General features: G+C 47.8%; 11 protein-coding genes and 2 riboswitches. All 11 genes read left to right on the forward strand.

From position 1 onward, the window contains the following. Window positions 1–167: 167 nt before the first annotated feature. A riboswitch (cobalamin riboswitch) is annotated at window positions 168–373 on the reverse strand. A gap of 42 nt (window positions 374–415) precedes the next feature. Then, a riboswitch (cobalamin riboswitch) is annotated at window positions 416–623 on the forward strand. A gap of 148 nt (window positions 624–771) precedes the next feature. The 11 genes from E5355_RS14110 (at window position 772) to cobM (ending at window position 17,941) form a co-directional block, all read left to right on the forward strand. After that, window positions 772–2,856 (forward strand): DUF7689 domain-containing protein, encoded by a 2,085-nt coding sequence (locus tag E5355_RS14110; protein ID WP_136010875.1) that lies wholly within the window; start codon window positions 772–774, stop codon window positions 2,854–2,856. Between the two features lie 2 nt (window positions 2,857–2,858). Beyond that, window positions 2,859–5,219, forward strand: coding sequence for a TonB-dependent receptor (locus E5355_RS14115; RefSeq protein WP_136010876.1), 2,361 nt, complete (start codon window positions 2,859–2,861; stop codon window positions 5,217–5,219). Between the two features lie 15 nt (window positions 5,220–5,234). After that, a complete protein-coding gene (locus tag E5355_RS14120) occupies window positions 5,235–6,521 on the forward strand; it encodes a hypothetical protein (protein ID WP_016273642.1) in 1,287 nt (428 codons plus the stop codon). 3 nt (window positions 6,522–6,524) lie between these two features. Further along, window positions 6,525–7,472 carry a sirohydrochlorin cobaltochelatase gene (locus tag E5355_RS14125; protein ID WP_136010877.1) on the forward strand — a complete coding sequence of 316 codons (948 nt, stop codon included), beginning with the start codon at window positions 6,525–6,527 and terminating at the stop codon, window positions 7,470–7,472. A 69-nt stretch (window positions 7,473–7,541) separates the two neighbouring features. After that, window positions 7,542–9,050: a PepSY domain-containing protein gene (locus E5355_RS14130; protein WP_136010878.1), complete on the forward strand. Its 1,509-nt coding sequence runs from the start codon at window positions 7,542–7,544 to the stop codon at window positions 9,048–9,050. 114 nt (window positions 9,051–9,164) lie between these two features. Further along, window positions 9,165–11,234 carry a TonB-dependent receptor plug domain-containing protein gene (locus E5355_RS14135; protein ID WP_136010879.1) on the forward strand — a complete coding sequence of 690 codons (2,070 nt, stop codon included), beginning with the start codon at window positions 9,165–9,167 and terminating at the stop codon, window positions 11,232–11,234. Between the two features lie 34 nt (window positions 11,235–11,268). After that, a complete protein-coding gene (locus E5355_RS14140; protein ID WP_136010880.1) occupies window positions 11,269–12,093 on the forward strand; it encodes a sirohydrochlorin cobaltochelatase in 825 nt (274 codons plus the stop codon). Window positions 12,094–12,302: 209 nt separating this feature from the next. Beyond that, window positions 12,303–13,202 (forward strand): helix-turn-helix domain-containing protein, encoded by a 900-nt coding sequence (locus tag E5355_RS14145; RefSeq protein WP_005829381.1) that lies wholly within the window; start codon window positions 12,303–12,305, stop codon window positions 13,200–13,202. Window positions 13,203–13,301: 99 nt separating this feature from the next. Continuing rightward, window positions 13,302–14,711 carry a precorrin-3B C(17)-methyltransferase gene (cobJ, locus tag E5355_RS14150; RefSeq protein ID WP_136010881.1) on the forward strand — a complete coding sequence of 470 codons (1,410 nt, stop codon included), beginning with the start codon at window positions 13,302–13,304 and terminating at the stop codon, window positions 14,709–14,711. Window positions 14,712–14,810: 99 nt separating this feature from the next. Beyond that, on the forward strand, window positions 14,811–16,076 hold the full coding sequence (gene cbiE / locus E5355_RS14155) for a precorrin-6y C5,15-methyltransferase (decarboxylating) subunit CbiE (protein WP_136010882.1): 1,266 nt from the start codon (window positions 14,811–14,813) through the stop codon (window positions 16,074–16,076). An 11-nt stretch (window positions 16,077–16,087) separates the two neighbouring features. Continuing rightward, window positions 16,088–17,941, forward strand: a complete 1,854-nt coding sequence (gene cobM, locus E5355_RS14160) for a precorrin-4 C(11)-methyltransferase (RefSeq protein WP_016273635.1) — start codon at window positions 16,088–16,090, stop codon at window positions 17,939–17,941. Window positions 17,942–17,963: the final 22 nt, after the last annotated feature.

The raw sequence follows: 17,963 nt of genomic DNA on the forward strand, positions 1-17,963 counted from the left end.
ACTATATTTCAATAATTTCAAAGAACTTTTTCAGATTTTAATGGGACAGTAGTGAAAGGATATATATAGTCACACCACAATGCGGACATACCTTTAACAAAGGCATTCCATTTCTTGTTTAAATGTTCAACTAATATCTTCGTACTGTCTTCCTAACCCACGAGCAAAGGCAGCCTTTAATGAATGGCAGGTCTTCTGACTGACTCCTAATCCTGAAGCCTTCCCGATATTTCAATGCATATCAGTGGCAAGGGTATTTTTCATGATATAAACGGAGCTTCACAGCAGCGGGACTGTCCGGGATTTACACCCGATTCCCTTTTAATCCAGATGATGGAAACATGCATCCGGAACCAATTCGCGGGCAAAGATAACAAAAATTATCAGGAGTATTCGCAAACCTAATAGTTTTTGTTATCTTTGTCCCAGTTTTGGTTTCACCTCTCCCGGTTCTGTTGGAGATGAGTGATGAAAAAGGGAATCAGGTGCAAATCCTGAACAGACCCGCTGCTGTAAGTCCTTCCAAAATCTTTGAATATTCTCAAGCCACTGTCCGCCCGGCGGATGGGAAGGCATTCAAAGAGGGATGAGTCAGAAGACCTGCCAAGACAACATAGTTTTAGTGCTTTCGGGGAATAAAGCAACAAAACATTGAGTCTGGGCATTCTTTATCTTCAGTTAAAGAAATCATTTCTCATTGTAATCATTCTCTAAAAGCAAGTAAATAGTAAAATGGCAAAAACCTTTTATTAGTTTAAATTGCAATATATTATGAAGCATTTTTTGATTTTTACATTCTTCATGACATTTATTATGTCATCTTGTGATGACAAATCAATGTTGTCAGAACAAAATTCTGGAATTAGTACTACACATTCTTTTTCTAATGTGAATGCACTTTCTTCTGATCGTATAAATAATATTGGTCATACTCAATTTGAAGTTGAATGCTTGGAGGAAGGTCTTTATTATTTATGTGTATTAGTTCGAATTCCTATTATCAATGGAAGTTTACACGAATACGAGGTAGAAATAAATGGAATAATCAATGAAAACACACTAAAGCCAAGCATAGGTGGATTACAATCTTTATATATCACAGATAAAAATAAGACCCCATCTCTGATACAATTAAAAAAAGGTATTAATACTATATCAATAGTCTCTACTAGTAAAAGAACAATTAAAATAGAACAACTAAAAATATCGTCTAATGTACTTGATGCTAAAATAGACGATTCAGTATATAGGGATTTTCTTAATAAAGTGAAGAATAACTCTAACTTTAACAAAGAAAAATCAGCTGCTTATACAACAAGTTTGCAATCAGAAGAAACATATGACTACGCACTGAATCTTATAGCTCCACATACTTATGACGAATACTATGACCCATGGCCCGAAGGAATACATTTGACTTTAACAACGACATGCAATATCCCACATGTGATTGAAGTTTACGAACAAGATAACAAAGGAAATGTCTGGTCATGGGCTGCATCCGGTACCTCAAGTGCATTTTTGGAAATGGTAACTCCCAGATGGGGCTTTTACAATATACGTATAAAAGCTTTGAATCCTGGAACTATAGGCACTGCAAATATAGTATACAGAGACAGTGAGGATAATTTTACAGGTACGATTGAGGACAGAGATGTACTTGTTGGAGGAAATACACTTCCTATAAATCGAAATCTTCCAGGGAAAAATTATATGGTAACTCACGCATCTGGACGCTATCCAGGAAGCATTTCTTTGTCACTAATTGATAAAAATTTCAAAACGATTAAAAGCTCACATTATTCACAAATACGTCCTAACCCTCCTTATGAGTTCACTATTTATACCCATCCCACCATGCTTGAGTATGATGGTTCTTCTTCATATGCCTTTGTTTATACGGTGAATTCTTCTATTCCGGAAATTTACGCTGATGTCTATTTAGGATTAGATTTCAGTAGTTCCGAAGTTCGTAGTCTTTTTCCAAATTTACCTAGTAACAATTCATTTAAATCCGGTTTAAAGAGCCGTATATATAATTGCATAAGTTGGTCGGTAGAGAGAACCGATTATTGGGAATGGCCAGGAGACAAAGGATCAAGCTATTATCATCCTAATCTCCTTACCGCTTTTGACAAGCTGTATGCAGCATACGGATATACACGTTCTGGAGCAACAGCAGATAACGCAGGTATAGCATTATGGGCATTAAATGGAGAATATACTCATGCTTCAATAAGAAAAAATGCAAATACAAAAAAGCCACATGGTTTTGAATGGGAAAGCAAATGCGGCAGTTTAGAAAGAGTAATGCATACCCGTGATGCCCTTGATGGGAAAAGCTATGGCAAAATTGCTCACTATTATAAGCCTACCTCCAATGTCTATTCTGTCAGTCAAGCCATTACAAAAGACACTGTCAATACACTTTCATTGAAAAACAGAATATCTCTGAAAGCATCCCTTTCTTCAAGAAAAATCACAGAGTTTGAAGAAGCATATTCAGCATGGAAAAAAACATGGAATAATATTGCAGTAGCAGTTTATAGTAATCCACGCAAATATGCAGAATCAAAAGAATATGCTGCATTATTGAAGGTATGTACCAAAATGGATAAAGCTAGTTGGCCATTATTCATTGAAAAATTAGCAGATGGCGATATACTTTCAATTAATCTCATAAATGATTTAACATTTACGGATAATATAAAATTAATGGATGAAGTAAAACAAAATACTTTAAGTAAGATAGGAAATAGGCCTTTACCTTCAATGTATTCCAATTATATAAATTATTGCATAAAATTATTAGATAGTAATAAAAGAGAAATACAAGAATCGATTATTAAGGAATAGAGATGAAAATAATCACAGGGCTACTATTTACAATTATCTGCCTGCTCTCTGCGGGTAGCATGGCACAGAATAAGGTCACCTTATCCGGAAAAGTCACAGACCAGCACGGGACACCGGTTGCCCAAGCCACCATTGCTGTGGAAAACACCACCTCCGGCACCTATACGGACGACCAGGGGAAATATTCACTGCAAGTCGCTCCGGGCAAACATACCTTCGTCGTCTCCTTTCTGGGTTACCAAACTGTGAAACAGTCCCTCGACATCCGGCAGAATAAAAAACAGAACTTTACATTGCAGGAAAGTGCCGTCACGCTGAACTCTGTCGAAGTGTACGGAAAGACCCAAACGCAAAAAGTGAAGGAAGGAGCCTTTGCCGTCAATGCACTCGACATCAAGCCGATAGTAAATTCGCTGAACAACCTCAACGACCTGGTGAATCGTACAACGGGCATCAAGGTGAGAGAGGAAGGCGGGGTTGGCTCGGACTTCGACCTCTCCATCAATGGAATGTCCGGTAATTCCATACGTTATTTCTTAGACGGAATACCATTGGACACTAAAGGAAGCGGCGTTTCATTGGCGAATCTGCCGGTCAATATCATCGACCGGATTGAAATATATAAAGGGGTAGTACCTGCCAGTCTGGGTACAGATGCACTGGGAGGCGCCATCAATATCATTACGAAGCAGGAGAAGAAGAACTATCTGGATGTCTCCTACGGTATCGGCTCCTTCCATACTCACAAGGCAGACTTGAATGCACAGTTTGTAGAGCCTCGAACCGGACTGATTATTAAACCTACCTTCGGGGTCAATTACTCCAAAAACGATTATATGATGAGAGATGTCGAAGTATGGGATGAAGACAGCCGCAAATACATTCTGACCGACCGCAGACGCTTCCATGATGACTATTTTTCACTATTCGGACAAATGGAAATCGGCTTTGCCAATAAATCCTGGGCAGATGCTTTTTTTGTTTCCGGCTCTTATTCCAAAGTTGACAAGGAGTTGCAGACGGGCTCTGTACAAAGTAAGGTATATGGAATGGCAGAAAGAGGCTCCGATGCCTGGAACATTTCAGCTCGCTATCAAAAGCATAATTTCATTTGGAAGAACATGCAGCTGAATGCTGCACTCTCGCACACTTGGGACCATTCATTGACCACAGATACAGCCTACCGCAAGTACGACTGGAACGGAGACTATATCGTAAGTTCACGCAACGAAATCACAGGACGAGGCCGTTCGATGCGCCATTACAAGCGTCCCCTGACCATTGGCCGTGCCAATTTGGACTATAGGTTGGACAACCATCACTCCTTCAACCTGAACTATTTATTAAGCCGCATCGGAAACGACCGTTATGATGAAGTGGAAACTGATTTTGAAGCCTCCAATGATATTCTGGCAAAGCATGTAGTAGGCTTCTCCTACAATCAGTCCCTTCTCGAAGAAAAAATGAGCAATACCTTTTTTGTAAAGAACTACATTAACCATCTGAATATCCGGCAAACGGATTTATCCAGCATCACCGGGTCAAAGGATGTAAAAGGGTCGATAACAAAAAAGTATTGGGGCTACGGTATCGGTTCACGCTATACAGCCATAGAACCTTTATCCATAAAAATTTCCTATGAACACAGCGTCCGGCTACCTCTTGCCCGCGAATTATTGGGAAACGGTACCACCATATATGCTAATGTAGCCTTGAAACCTGAAAGCAGTGACAACATCAATCTGGGCATCTTCGGCACATGGCATCCTGCCCCCGGCCATACACTTTATTATGAAGCAAATGGATTCCTGCGCTATGTGGACGATTATATCCAAGCTACCGTAGAGACCAAAGAAGGTATGCTGCAATATGAGAATGTTCCGGCTGTACATATCAAGGGCATAGAAGGAGAAGTACGTTACGACTGGCAAAGCAAGCTACAGCTTGCCACCAATGTCAGTTTTCAAGAGGCCCGCGACCAGAACAGATACAAGACTGACGGGAAACCTTCGGCAACTTACAACAACCGAGTACCCAACCGCCCCTGGCTTTTCGGAAGTACAGAAGCAAGCTATCTTTTTCACAATGTGGTTCTGCCCGAAAGCAAATTACGACTGGGTTGCAGTTATCAGTGGGTACACTGGTTCTTCCTGACATGGGAGGCCTACGGCTCTCGCGAAAGTAAGGCACGCATCCCGGCACAGCACATTTGCAATGCCGACATCACCTATTCATGGAAACGAGGACGATACAATATTTCGCTGGAATGCTCGAACCTACTCGACAAATTGGCCTATGACAACTATAAATTGCAAAAGCCCGGACGAGCATTCTTCGCCAAATTCAGATTATTCATTAACTAACTAATTTTATTTAAAATGAAAAGACTAAATCTTTTATTAGGTATCCTTATGGCCATAGCCATGACCTTATCATTCAGTGCATGTTCCGACGACAACGATCCAACCCCAGGTCCAGATTCGCAACCGGAACTTTCCGATTATCACTTTGATATTTTTATGACTATCGGCAAACACCATGGCGGTATGAACCAGGGCGAAGGTACTATTGTGAAAAGTGTAAACAGCCTCACGGCAGATATGGGAGTCATTGACATAAAGAAGGACGGCGTTGAATTCATAGGTGAAAACAACACTTATTCCATGGAAAACATTCTCAAAGGGAAATACTATTATCAGGTGCCCAACTCAGCCGACCGTTTCACTAAATTTCAAGTAATAGGAAATTCCATCAGAATTGCTCAAGAACAAATCTTCGAACAGAATACGTATAAAGTACGCGGTTACACACATGCCTGGCTGGACGACAACACTCTGATTATCATGGCAGCCAATGGTGATGCAGACAAAGTTATCTGGACCAAGCTGAACGCTGACGACATGCGTATCCTTGCCGAAGGAACACTGGACCTTCCTTTGCCAGAAGGAGCAAAAGTATTCACAGCTTCCGGCATTCTGACCTACAACGAAAAGGCTGGTAAATTATATTACTTCTACTTCGGTAAAGACAAATCAGGCAGAGGTGGAAAAGCAACCTCAAACTTCCTGACAGCAGTTATCAATCCCTCGGACATGAAAGTGGAAAGTAACAAGGTCAATACCCTTGCCGGAGAAATGGCGGGAAGCGCTTACGGAGAACTGATGCAAAGTTGCGTGATGTATGATGCAGATGGCAACCTCTACTTGGCTGCATTCACCGATGCCAATGACATGGAACAAGGTCATCTGCTCCGCATCAAGAAAGGTGAAACAGACTTCGATGCAAGCTATGAGGGATATCCCAACGCCGACGGTAAACTGCTCACCATCCAAAACCTGGGTAACGGTAAAGCCCTCGTGTATGCACGTAATGATGCAGCCGGTACTGCCATCGACAGCTACAGCCACTACTACTCCATCATCAACATCAATACCGGAACACGGGAACGCGTGAGCTATAACGGACAAGAAATACCTTACAGCGGCGGACGATTTGCACAACGCACCGCTATTGTAAACGGCAAGGCATACATCGGCGTAAATACGGAAAAAGCCAACCCTTGTATCTACATCTATGACATAGCAACCGGTAAAGTAGAAAAAGGCGCGGAAATTGCCGAAGGTTATCAATTCGACATGATTAAAGTTGTTGAAAACGATAAATGATCTATGAACAAGATTCTTTCTTTATTGCTTTTACTAAGCACCTCCCTCCTCTGCCATGCGCACGGGGGAGGCAATTACAAGCACAGCGATATGCTTGCAAGTATGAAACCCGGTGACAAGGCCGCCCTGCTCATGGTGCACTTCGGCACTACGCACGACGATACCCGTACCCTCACCATCGATGCCATCAACGCCAAGGCACAAGCTGCCTTCCCGGAGTTGAAGTTCCAGGAAGCCTATACGTCGCGCATCATTATCCGCCGTTTGAAAGAGCGCGGCACCACGAAGCTGACTCCACTGGATGCCATGCTGAAACTGCGCAGCGAAGGTTACACACACCTCATCGTACAGAGTACCAACATCATTGACGGAGTAGAAATGGAATCCCTCCGCCGGGATGTGGAAAACGCACTACCCTTCTTCAAGGAAATACGTGTAGGTACTCCCCTGCTCTACTCTATCGAAGATGCAGAGAAAGTGGCAAGTATTCTGGGGAACCGCTACAACGCCCCGGCACAAAGCAAGAAAGCTACCAAAGAACACTTCGTCCTTGTGGGCCACGGCACCTATACCCCCAGTACCGCCATCTACAGTCAGATGGACTATATGCTGAAAGCAGGCGGACTGACCAATTTCCATGTGGGCACCATCGAAGGTTATCCAACCTTTGACACCATGCTGGCACAACTGAAAGCCGGGAAAGCCAAACGTGTGACCCTCATCCCCTTCATGTTTGTTGCCGGAGACCATGCCAAAAACGACATTGCCGGAGAGTGGAAGGAGATGCTCGAGAAAGAAGGCTTCACCGTCAGTGCACAACTGGAAGGACTGGGACAAATTCCGGAAATTCAAGAAATATTCATTGACCATATCCGTTTCGGACTGAAGCACCGCATGCTGGACATCATGACGAAGAAGGCGGCCTATGCTGCCGGAAAAGACACAGAATAATATACCCATTAGTGGGTATTTAGTGTTCTTGAATCATCTTGTACTTTTGCAGGAAAAACGCGAACGACAATGAATGTTATCACCAAACTGATGTACTCTATTCATAGGATACTGGGCACTTTGCTCTGTATCCTATTTCTCATGTGGTTCCTCTCCGCCTTCGTGATGATGTACCACCGCTTTCCCCGTGTCAGCGCCAAAGAGAAAATGCAAAAGCTGGATATGCTCTCCCAAACCGGAGACTCACTTCCGGACATCTCCTCCGTCACAGCCCGCCTGCCCCGTGGCGTAAAGGTCAGGTCTACGATACTGAACCTCAATGCCGGACACCCCGAGTTCAGCTTTAGTACCACAAAAGGCACGTTTCATTTCCTTGCCGATTCCACCATCTCACGACCCTCTCTGGACAGCGAGCACCTGCACCGGACAGCAGCTTTGTGGTGTTCTTCTCCCATTACCCGCATCGACACCCTCCACTCTCTGGACCAATGGATTCCCTTCGCTGAACTGAAAAAGGAAATGCCCATTTATAAAATATACTTTGCCGATGATGCCAGGACACAGCTCTATCTGAGTTCACAAAACGGTGAGGCCTTGCAGTTCTCCAACAGAAGCGAACGCTTCTGGGCATGGCTGGGTGCCATTCCCCACTGGGTATACTTCACCTGGCTGCGGCAGGACACCGTCCTTTGGACTAAGACCGTCATCTGGCTCACAGCTCTGGGTTGTCTCATGGTCATTGCCGGCATTTGGGTGACTGTAGATGTATGGCGTAAGACGCACCGAAGCCGCCATCCCAAGTTCTCCCCCTACCGAAAAAGATGGTATCACTGGCACTACGTCAGCGGAATATTTTTCGGCATCTTCGTACTGACCTTCACCTTCAGCGGCATGATGTCTCTGGCAGACATTCCCGAATGGATTCATAAACCGGCACTGAAGAAAGGCAGCGCCACACGCACGCTCCATGCCCGTGCCCCACAACCGGAGGATTACCCCTTGGACTACCGCCGTGTCATAGCTGCCTATCCCCAAGCTTTGCAGATAGAGTGGCGCAACTTCCGCGAACATCCCTACTACATCGTAAAAGATAGAAAAAACGAGTATTACATCGATGCCGCCGACAGCCTGCCGCGTCCGTTACAACTCTCCGAAGAAGAAATCCTGAAAGGCGTGGAAAGCATTTATACCTCCCAGCGTGATTCTTCACAACATATCCCCGGCATACGTATCTCCCGGCTCGAACATTTCGAGACCTACTATCGCGACATGAGCAATATGTATCGCGGACGACCCCAGCTTCCCGTCTGGAAGATTACGGTGAACGACCCGGACCGGAGCGTCTATTACATTCACCCGGAAACGGGAATCATCCACCATGTAGACACCTCCTCCCGCTGGAAATACTGGAGCTATACAGCCCTGCACCGCATGCGTCTGCCCGGTCTGAACTCCAATGCCACCCTGCGCAAGACTGTGCTTTGGGTATTGCTGCTTGGAGGTACAGCCGTTTGCATCACGGGTGTGGCGTTAAGTGTGAATTATATAAGAAGAAAATGCTGCAAAAAACAAAGATAGAGAAGAGAGTACCTACTAATAGCTATTCTACCATCGCAGTATAACAACTATTAAGTATTTCACCCTCCGATAATGGTATGTACCTTTGCAGCGTTATATAAAATAAAATAATATATGATAAAGCAAAGACTTCTCACAGCTCTCCTTATGGGAGGAATCATCGCCACCGGTGCCTACGCACAAGCCGAAAAAGGTGACAGCGACGATATGACCAAGAAAACTCACGAGTTGAACCCGGTCGTAGTAACGGGTACGGGTACACATCAGCGACTGAAGAACACTCCGTCTCCGGTATCGGTTATCACTGCCAACGAGATAAAGCGTGCCGGTATCACCGACTTCCAGCAGGCCTTGACCATGATGGTACCCTCGCTCTCCTTCCGTCCGAACGCGATGGGGTCCTATCTGATGATGAACGGACTCTCCAACAAGCACGTGCTGATATTGGTAAACGGACGCAAGGTCACGGGAGACATCACCGGTAACATCGACCTCAACCAAATAGACATGACCCGCGTCAAGCGCATCGAGGTGCTGAACGGAGCAGCTTCTTCCCTTTATGGTTCGGATGCCATCGGCGGTGTAATCAATATCATTACCAACGAGCCTAAAGATGTGGTAGCCTTCAGCAGCAATAGCAGCTATACGAGAAAGAATCAATTCTCCCAAGGCTTGAATCTGGACATCGCCCAAGGAAAAATAGGGTCCTATACTTCCTATAAATACGACCACTCCGACGGTTGGCAAAACAGCCATCTGACAGAAGATGGAGAAGACATCATCGAAACGATTGCCCCGCTCTCCCTGGGCTACAGCTCGAATAACTTTTCGCAGAAGTTTACCTATGATGCTACGGACCAGCTTTCCTTCTATGCCAACGGCGGATACTATAACCGCGGACTCGAACGTCCGGTAGAACGCGAAGACATCACCGGCGGAAGCAAGTACAACACTGCCTACGAAGGTTACAACTGGGGGGCAGGCGCCAAATACAAACTGAGTAAACGCAACGTTATCCAGTTTGACTATTCAGGAAACAATTACGCATCACGCTACAAATACCTGATAGAAAACAGCGGATACCTGCCCGGACAGTATGCGCTTACCAAGCTTCAGAAATTCCATGATGCCGAGTTGAAAGGTATCTTCGGTTTTACAACCAACAGCACTACGGTGTTCGGTGTGGACTATCGCCGTGAAGTGCTCCGCCGTCCCGACTCTGATTTGGACAAAAGTGTCTATACGACATCAGCCTACGGCCAGCATGAAGTGAAGCTATGGAACCATCTGACCGGTGTTGTGGGTGTACGCTACGACCATCACGAACAGACGGGTGGACGCTTCACCCCCAAAGTGGCAGCCATGTACAACATAGGCAACTTCAATGTACGTGCCACCTATGCTGCCGGATTCCGCGCTCCGGGCATCGACGAGCTCTACTACCACATGTTCAAGAAGACAATGGGTACACGAGCCACCATCTCATTGGGTGACGAGAACCTCGACCCCGAACGCAGCAACTATTACTCCATCAACATGGAATACCGTACCAACCGTTTCAGTGCTTCTGTCACCGGTTACCTGAACTATGTAAAGAACATGGTAACTTCCAAATCCACTAAATTCGATGACCTACCGGAAGCAGAGCAGAACCAGTTGCGTGAAGAGTTCCCCGAAATCAGTGACCTTTCATCCACGAAAAACCTAAGTGTCAAGAACTACTTCAATTTCGAGAAAGCTACCGTCAAAGGCTTTGAAGTGAACTTGAACGGCAATCTGTTCCCGGGCTTCACCCTGGCCGGAAACTATACCTACGCCTATGGACGCGGTCTGAACGAAGGAGGCGAATGGCAAAACATCGAGCGCAGCATACGCCATACAGCCACCATCACCGGAAACTATACACACAGCTGGAGCGACTATACCTTGAACCTCAACTTGAACGGTCGTCTGCAAAGCAAAGTCTATTATCCGGGTGACGCGGACGGCAATGCTCCGGGTTACGGCATCTGGAACCTCAATACCCGCCATACCTTCGACGGCTTCCGCAACTTTGTCATCGAACCGGGCATCGGCATAGACAATATCTTCAACAAGAAGGACAACCGCCCGCTGAACAAGAACTTCGCCTTGTATTCTCCGGGACGTTCGGTAGTAATCAGCCTGGCACTCAGACTAAAATAATCTCTCCATAACGCATTTAGAAACAACAACAATTATGAAACATTTTTTCATCACTCTCTATTTACTCGGCATCAGCCTCTTCTCCTCCGCACAACAAGAGGAGAAGGCGGCTCTGCTCATCACCCATTATGGCAGTTCGGACCCTCAGACACGTGCCTTGACGCTCGACGTCGTGACCCGTGAGGCACAAGAAGCCTTTCCGCAGTTTACAGTGCGCGAAGCATACATCTCGCCGATTGTACGAAAAAGACTTGCCAAGGAGGGTGTGTACAAAGACAGCCCTACGGATGCACTGCTGAAACTTCACGCCGAAGGCTACCAGACCATCTACGTCCAGAGCACCACCTTGATAGAAGGCAGTGAGATGACCTCCGTCCGCAGGGATGCAGACAAGCTCCGTCCCTTCTTCAAGGAGATAAAAGTGGGGAATCCCCTGCTCTACTCCGTCGAAGATTGCGAGAAGGTAATCGACATACTGACCGCTGAACAGCCGGGAAAGAAAGAAGACATTGTCTATGTGGGGCACGGCAACCAGCTACCCAGCACGGCTACTTACGCCATGCTCGACTTCATGATGAAAGCCCATGGACTGAAGAACTTCCACGTCAGCACCATTGAAGGATACCCTACCCTGGACGCAACCCTGCTGCAACTGAAAGAGACACGCCCCAAGAACGTGACATTGGTTCCGTTGCTGCTGGTATGCGGCAACCATACCAAGGAAGACATTGCCGGCGTGTGGAAGACGGAACTTGAAAAGCAAGGCTATCAAGTGAATGTACGCATGCAGGGACTGGGCGAAAACAAAGCCATCCGCCAGCTCTATATGGAACACATCAAAGCCATGCTAAAAGATTGATAACCAGCAAGCGTAAAAGGGCTACACCTTTTACATACCAAGGCTACACCCTTTGCTCCGGATGGCTACACCATTCCGGACAAAGGGTGTAGCTCTTTTCAATGTACACAGATTACGGACATTTGTAACCATATTACGGATTCCTCCTCCTGCGATGTGGAACTTTCCGGATTATTCTCTACATTTGTACAGCACTAACAGGAACGTTTATGGAAGAAGTAATCAAGCTCAATGCAGTAGACCAATACAACAAGATGTTCGGTCTCGAAACCCTGCACCCGCTGGTCAGCGTAGTCGACTTGTCCGAAGCCACCGGATACCCCAGACATTTCACGTTGAACTATGGCGTATACGCCCTTTTCCTCAAAAATACCAAATGCGGAGATATACGCTATGGAAAACAGTTTTACGATTACCAGGAAGGCACGGTAACCAGCTTCGCCCCGGGCCAGGTGACCGAGGTCAACATGCTGGAAGGTATGCAGCCCAGCGCCTCCGGCCTGCTGTTCCACCCCGACTTGATAAAAGGCACCTCGCTGGGACAGGGAATAAAGCAGTATTCCTTCTTTTCCTATTCCTCTACCGAGGCACTGCATTTGTCCGAAGACGAGAAAGAAATCTTCCTCGACTGTCTGAAGAAGATTAAGATGGAAATCCAACGCCCCATCGACAAGCACAGCAAGGGTCTGATTGCACGCAACATCGAACTGCTGCTGGACTACTGCATGCGTTTCTACGAACGCCAGTTCATCACCCGCTCGGCAGCCAACAAAGATATCCTGATGAAATTCGAAGCACTGATAGACGACTATTTCCAGAGCGACAAACCGCAGACCGAAGGACTGCCTTCCGTGAAATACTTCGCAGACAAAGTGTTCCTCTCCTCCAACTATTTCGGAGATTTGGTGAAGAAGGAAACCGGAAAGACTGCGCAAGAATATATCCAGAACAAAATCATCGACCTGGCCAAAGAAATGATTATAGGAAGCGGGAAGACAGTCAGCCAGATTGCCTATGAGCTGGGATACCAGTATTCGCAGCACTTCAACCGCGTGTTCAAGAAGAACGTAGGCTATACTCCGAGCGAATACCGGCACTTACAGGTTTAGACAATAAGGATTCACCACAGATTACGCGGATTAGCACAGAGTTTTTTCGGTTTCATCAAATATAAGTTCTATCTTTGTATGCCAATAGAACATATGGATATGAAACACCCCAAAATAATTGTTGCCGGTATCGGACCGGGCAATGAATCGGATATAACTCCCGCCGTAATTTCCGCTTTGCAAGAATCAGATGTAGTGGTGGGATATAAGTATTATTTCCAATTTGTAATCCCTTATCTCCACCCCTCAACAACATGCATAGATACCGGCATGAAGCGTGAGCGCGCCCGTGCCGAGCAGGCTTTCGAGCTGGCAGAGCAGGGAAAGACGGTCTGCGTCATCAGTTCCGGGGATGCGGGCATCTATGGTATGACGCCGCTTGTCTACGAGATGAAGCGGGAAAGGAACAGCAACGTGGAAATCGTTTCGCTGCCGGGCATCAGCGCTTTCCAAAAGGCAGCCTCACTGCTGGGAGCTCCCGTGGGACATGACTTCTGCGTCATCTCCCTTTCGGACCTGATGACTCCCTGGGAACGTATTGAAAGGCGTATCATCGCAGCCGCTGCCGCCGACTTCGTGACGGCAGTCTACAACCCCAAAAGTGAAGGACGCTACTGGCAGCTTTACCGCTTGAAAGAACTCTTTCTGCAGGAAGGACGCTCACCGGAAACGCCCGTGGGATATGTACGCCAGGCAGGACGCCCGGAACAAGCGGTACACATCACCACGCTGGGAGATTTCAATCCCGAAGAGGTGGATATGTTTACAGTCGTATTGATAGGCAACTCACAGTCCTACGAATGGAACGGAGCCTTCATCACTCCGCGCGGCTATTACCGGGACACGAATACCGAAGCCACGGGCATCGGGCAAGACATCATGATTCGCAGTTTCCGCACCATCGAAAAGGAACTGAAGAACAAACATATTCCCCTCGACCATAAATGGGCTTTACTCCATGCCATACATACCACCGCCGATTTTGAAATGGAGTATCTGCTGCATACGGACGAAGGTGCCGTGGCTTCCTTGTATCAAGCCATCGAGAAAGGCGGAATCAAGACCATTGTCACAGACGTCACGATGGCAGCCAGCGGTATCCGCAAAGGAGCTTTGCAGCGGCTGGGCGTAGAGGTGAAATGTTACCTCGGCGACCCGCGCACGGCGACGATGGCTGCAGAGAAAGGCATCACCCGTACCCAGGCAGGCATCCGCCTGGCTGTGGAGGAGCATCCCGATGCTTTCTTTGTATTCGGCAATGCACCTACGGCACTTATGGAACTCTGCGACCTGATACGTAAGGGCAAGGCACATCCGGCGGGCATTGTTGCTGCACCGGTAGGCTTCGTGCATGTGCAGGAGTCCAAACACATGGTGAAACCCTTTACGGAAATACCCAAGATTATCGTAGAAGGACGTAAGGGAGGCAGTAACTTAGCTGCCACGCTGGTGAACTCCGTGCTGTGCTACAACGATGCGGAGCAGTTGCGCCCGGGCAGGGATGTGTAAGTGAAAAGAGACATTCCATAACATTACTTGTTACGACCGATAACATTACTTGTTATGCCCCCTTACATTACTTGATATTTTCATAAGATTACTCATTGAATGAAACACAGATTTATAATCATAGGAATGGATGACAACCGTTCCCCCTTCTTTCCACCGGAAGCACTGGCACAGATACGGAAGGGGAAGGTCTTCTCCGGCGGCATACGGCATAAGGAGATTGTCGGTCCTCTGCTGCCTGCCGGGGCCGAATGGATTTCCATCACCGTACCGCTGGACTACGTCTTTTCCCATTATGAAGAAATATTTACCCGCTTCGAAGAGACGGCTACGGACGACTCCATCATTGTATTCGCGTCCGGCGACCCGTTATTCTTCGGTTTTGCCAATACCATAAAGCGCAAGCTTCCCGAGGCAGACATTCTGCTCTATCCCGCTTTCAATTCCTTGCAGACATTGGCACACCGCCTCGTCATGCCGTATGACGACATGCGCACCGTCTCCCTGACAGGACGCCCGTGGCAGGAGTTCGACCGTGCCCTCATAGAGCACGCACCCAAAATAGGCATCCTCACCGACCGCGAACATACCCCGGCCACCATTGCCGACCGCATGCTGGAATACGGGTACTCCCACTACACGCTATACATCGGCGAACATCTCGGCAATCCCGAAAAGGAACGCATACGCCGGATGACACCCCGGGAAGCGGTTGCCGGTGACTTCGAACATCCCAACTGCCTGCTGCTGGACAGCCATTCCGGACAATGCCGCACAAACTCCCTGCACGGTAGCGAAGCCCCAGACTTTCCAGTCCGTCCCTTCGGCATCCCCGATGAAGAGTTTGCACATCTTGACGGACGCGCCCGCATGATAACCAAGGCTCCCATCCGCCTGCTCACCCTGCAGGCATTGGAACTGAACCGCCGCCGCGTCTTCTGGGACATCGGTTTCTGTACCGGTTCCGTCTCCATCGAAGCCCGCCTGCAATTTCCCCATCTCGCCGTCATCTCCTTCGAGATACGCCCCGAAGGAAAAGAGCTGATGGACACCAACTCCCGCCGCTTCGGCGCACCGGGCATTACGGCGGTAACCGGAGATTTCCTGCACACCGACCTCACTCCCTTTGCCCGCCCCGATGCCGTCTTCATCGGTGGACACGGCGGACATCTGGAGGAAATGATAGAGAAAGTGAAACAAGTGCTGCACCCCGAAGGCTGCATCGTCTTCAACTCCGTATCGGCAGAAAGCAAGGAGGCGTTCCTCCGAGGAATCGAGCGGAACGGAATGGTACTCCACCCTTCCACCCATATCGCCTTGAACGAATATAACCCCATTGAAATTATGAAAGCCACGCTTTCTTAAACATACCCATTATGAAAACAGCTATTATTCTAATCTCCGAAGCCGGTTTGAGCATAGCCCAATCACTGCTCAACGAACTTCCCGACTCCGAAATCTTCACCCTCAGGCACGAAGAGGGATGCACACATATAGAATCTGCCGGCAAATTCACAGCGGAAAACTTCAACCGCTATGATGCCTTTGTCTTCATTGGCGCCATGGGAATCTGTGTCCGCACCATCGCTCCTTGCGTGAAGAACAAATATACCGACCCTGCCGTAGTTTGCGTGGACAGTACCGGTAAATTTGCCATCTCCGTACTTTCCGGACACATCGGAGGAGCCAACGAACTGACCCACCAGGTAGCGAATATCCTCGGGGCCGAACCGGTAGTCACCACGCAAAGCGACTGCACCGGCCTATGGGGACTCGATACCCTGCCCCAACGTTTCGGGTGGTTTCCGGTCATCAACGCCGAGCCCTCCACCCTCCTGCTGGCAGAACTTGCCAAGACGCCCGAAGAGAAAAAAAGAGTATGCATGAACGAGCATATCAGCCTCTTCGTTTCCGGCAAGCCCACCGCCCTGCTGCTCACGGTGCGCAATGAAGGCACGGACTGGATGGAGGCGCACCTGCCGCCTCATGTAGAAGTATTCTACCGGGTGCAGGACATTAAACCTTCACGCTTCAAACTGATTCTGTGCGTATCTCCCCAAGTCCCCAACTTCCCGGAAATGCCTATGATATGCTACGTGCCCTGTGTCGTACACCTCGGCATCGGCCTTGCCCGGCTGGCAGGTCCCGTGCGGAAAGTGGAGAAAGAGATTATGAACACACTGAAGGAATACGGCATCATGCCCCAAAGCATCGCCTCCATCTCCACGATTAAAGCTAAAAGTGACGAACCGGTAGTGAAAGCGCTCCAAAAGAAGTTCCCGGTCTACTTCTATACAGCCGAGGAACTGGTAGAGATAGAGGTGCCCCATCCCAGCAAAACCGTCATGAAGCACATGGGTACCCCCAGCGTCAGCGAAGCCGCCGCCTTACTGAGTGCAAACAACTCCCGGCTGCTGGTGCCCAAGAAGAAAGGAGAGAACTATACCGTGGCCGCCGCCCTTGACATAAGAACTGTGCGCCAGGGCCACATCGAAATAGTGGGTGCCGGCCCGGGCGACCCGGACCTGGTTTCCGTACGCGGACGCCAAATGCTGGAACGCGCCGATCTCATTCTGTATGCCGGCAGCCTCGTTCCCAAGGAGCTGACTCTCTGTGCCAAGGCCGGTGCTACCGTACTCAGCTCCGCTTCCATGGATTTGGAAGAACAATTTGAAGTGATGAAGAAGTTCTATGACAAGGGAAAATTCATCGTACGCCTGCATACGGGTGACCCTTGTATCTATGGTGCCATTCAGGAACAAATGAACTACTTTGACCAGCACGGTATGAGCTACCACATCACCCCCGGCATATCCTCCTTCCAGGCGGCGGCAGCTGCCTTGAAGTCGCAGTTCACCATTCCGGAAAAAGTGCAAAGCATCATCCTAACACGCGGCGAAGGACGTACACCCATGCCCGAACGCGAAAAGCTACATCTCATGGCACGCTCACAAAGTACCATGTGCATCTTCCTCAGTGCAAGCATTGCGGAGCAGGTGCAGGAAGAACTGTTGCAGGAATATCCGGAAACTACCCCCGTAGCTGTCTGCTACCACTTGACATGGAAAGACGAACAAATATTCAGGGGGGAACTCAAAGACCTTGCCAGGATAGTGAAGGAAAATAACCTCACCTTGACAACCATGATTGTCGTAGGCGAAGCCATCGGCAACCGTGAAGGTCTGTCACGGCTCTATGCACACGAGTTCAAGCATCTGTACCGGAAATAAATCAACGATTAATCACCCATAA

The organism is Bacteroides muris (ex Afrizal et al. 2022) (genome assembly GCF_004793475.1).
In the GTDB taxonomy this organism is placed as follows: Bacteria; Bacteroidota; Bacteroidia; order Bacteroidales; family Bacteroidaceae; genus Bacteroides; species Bacteroides muris.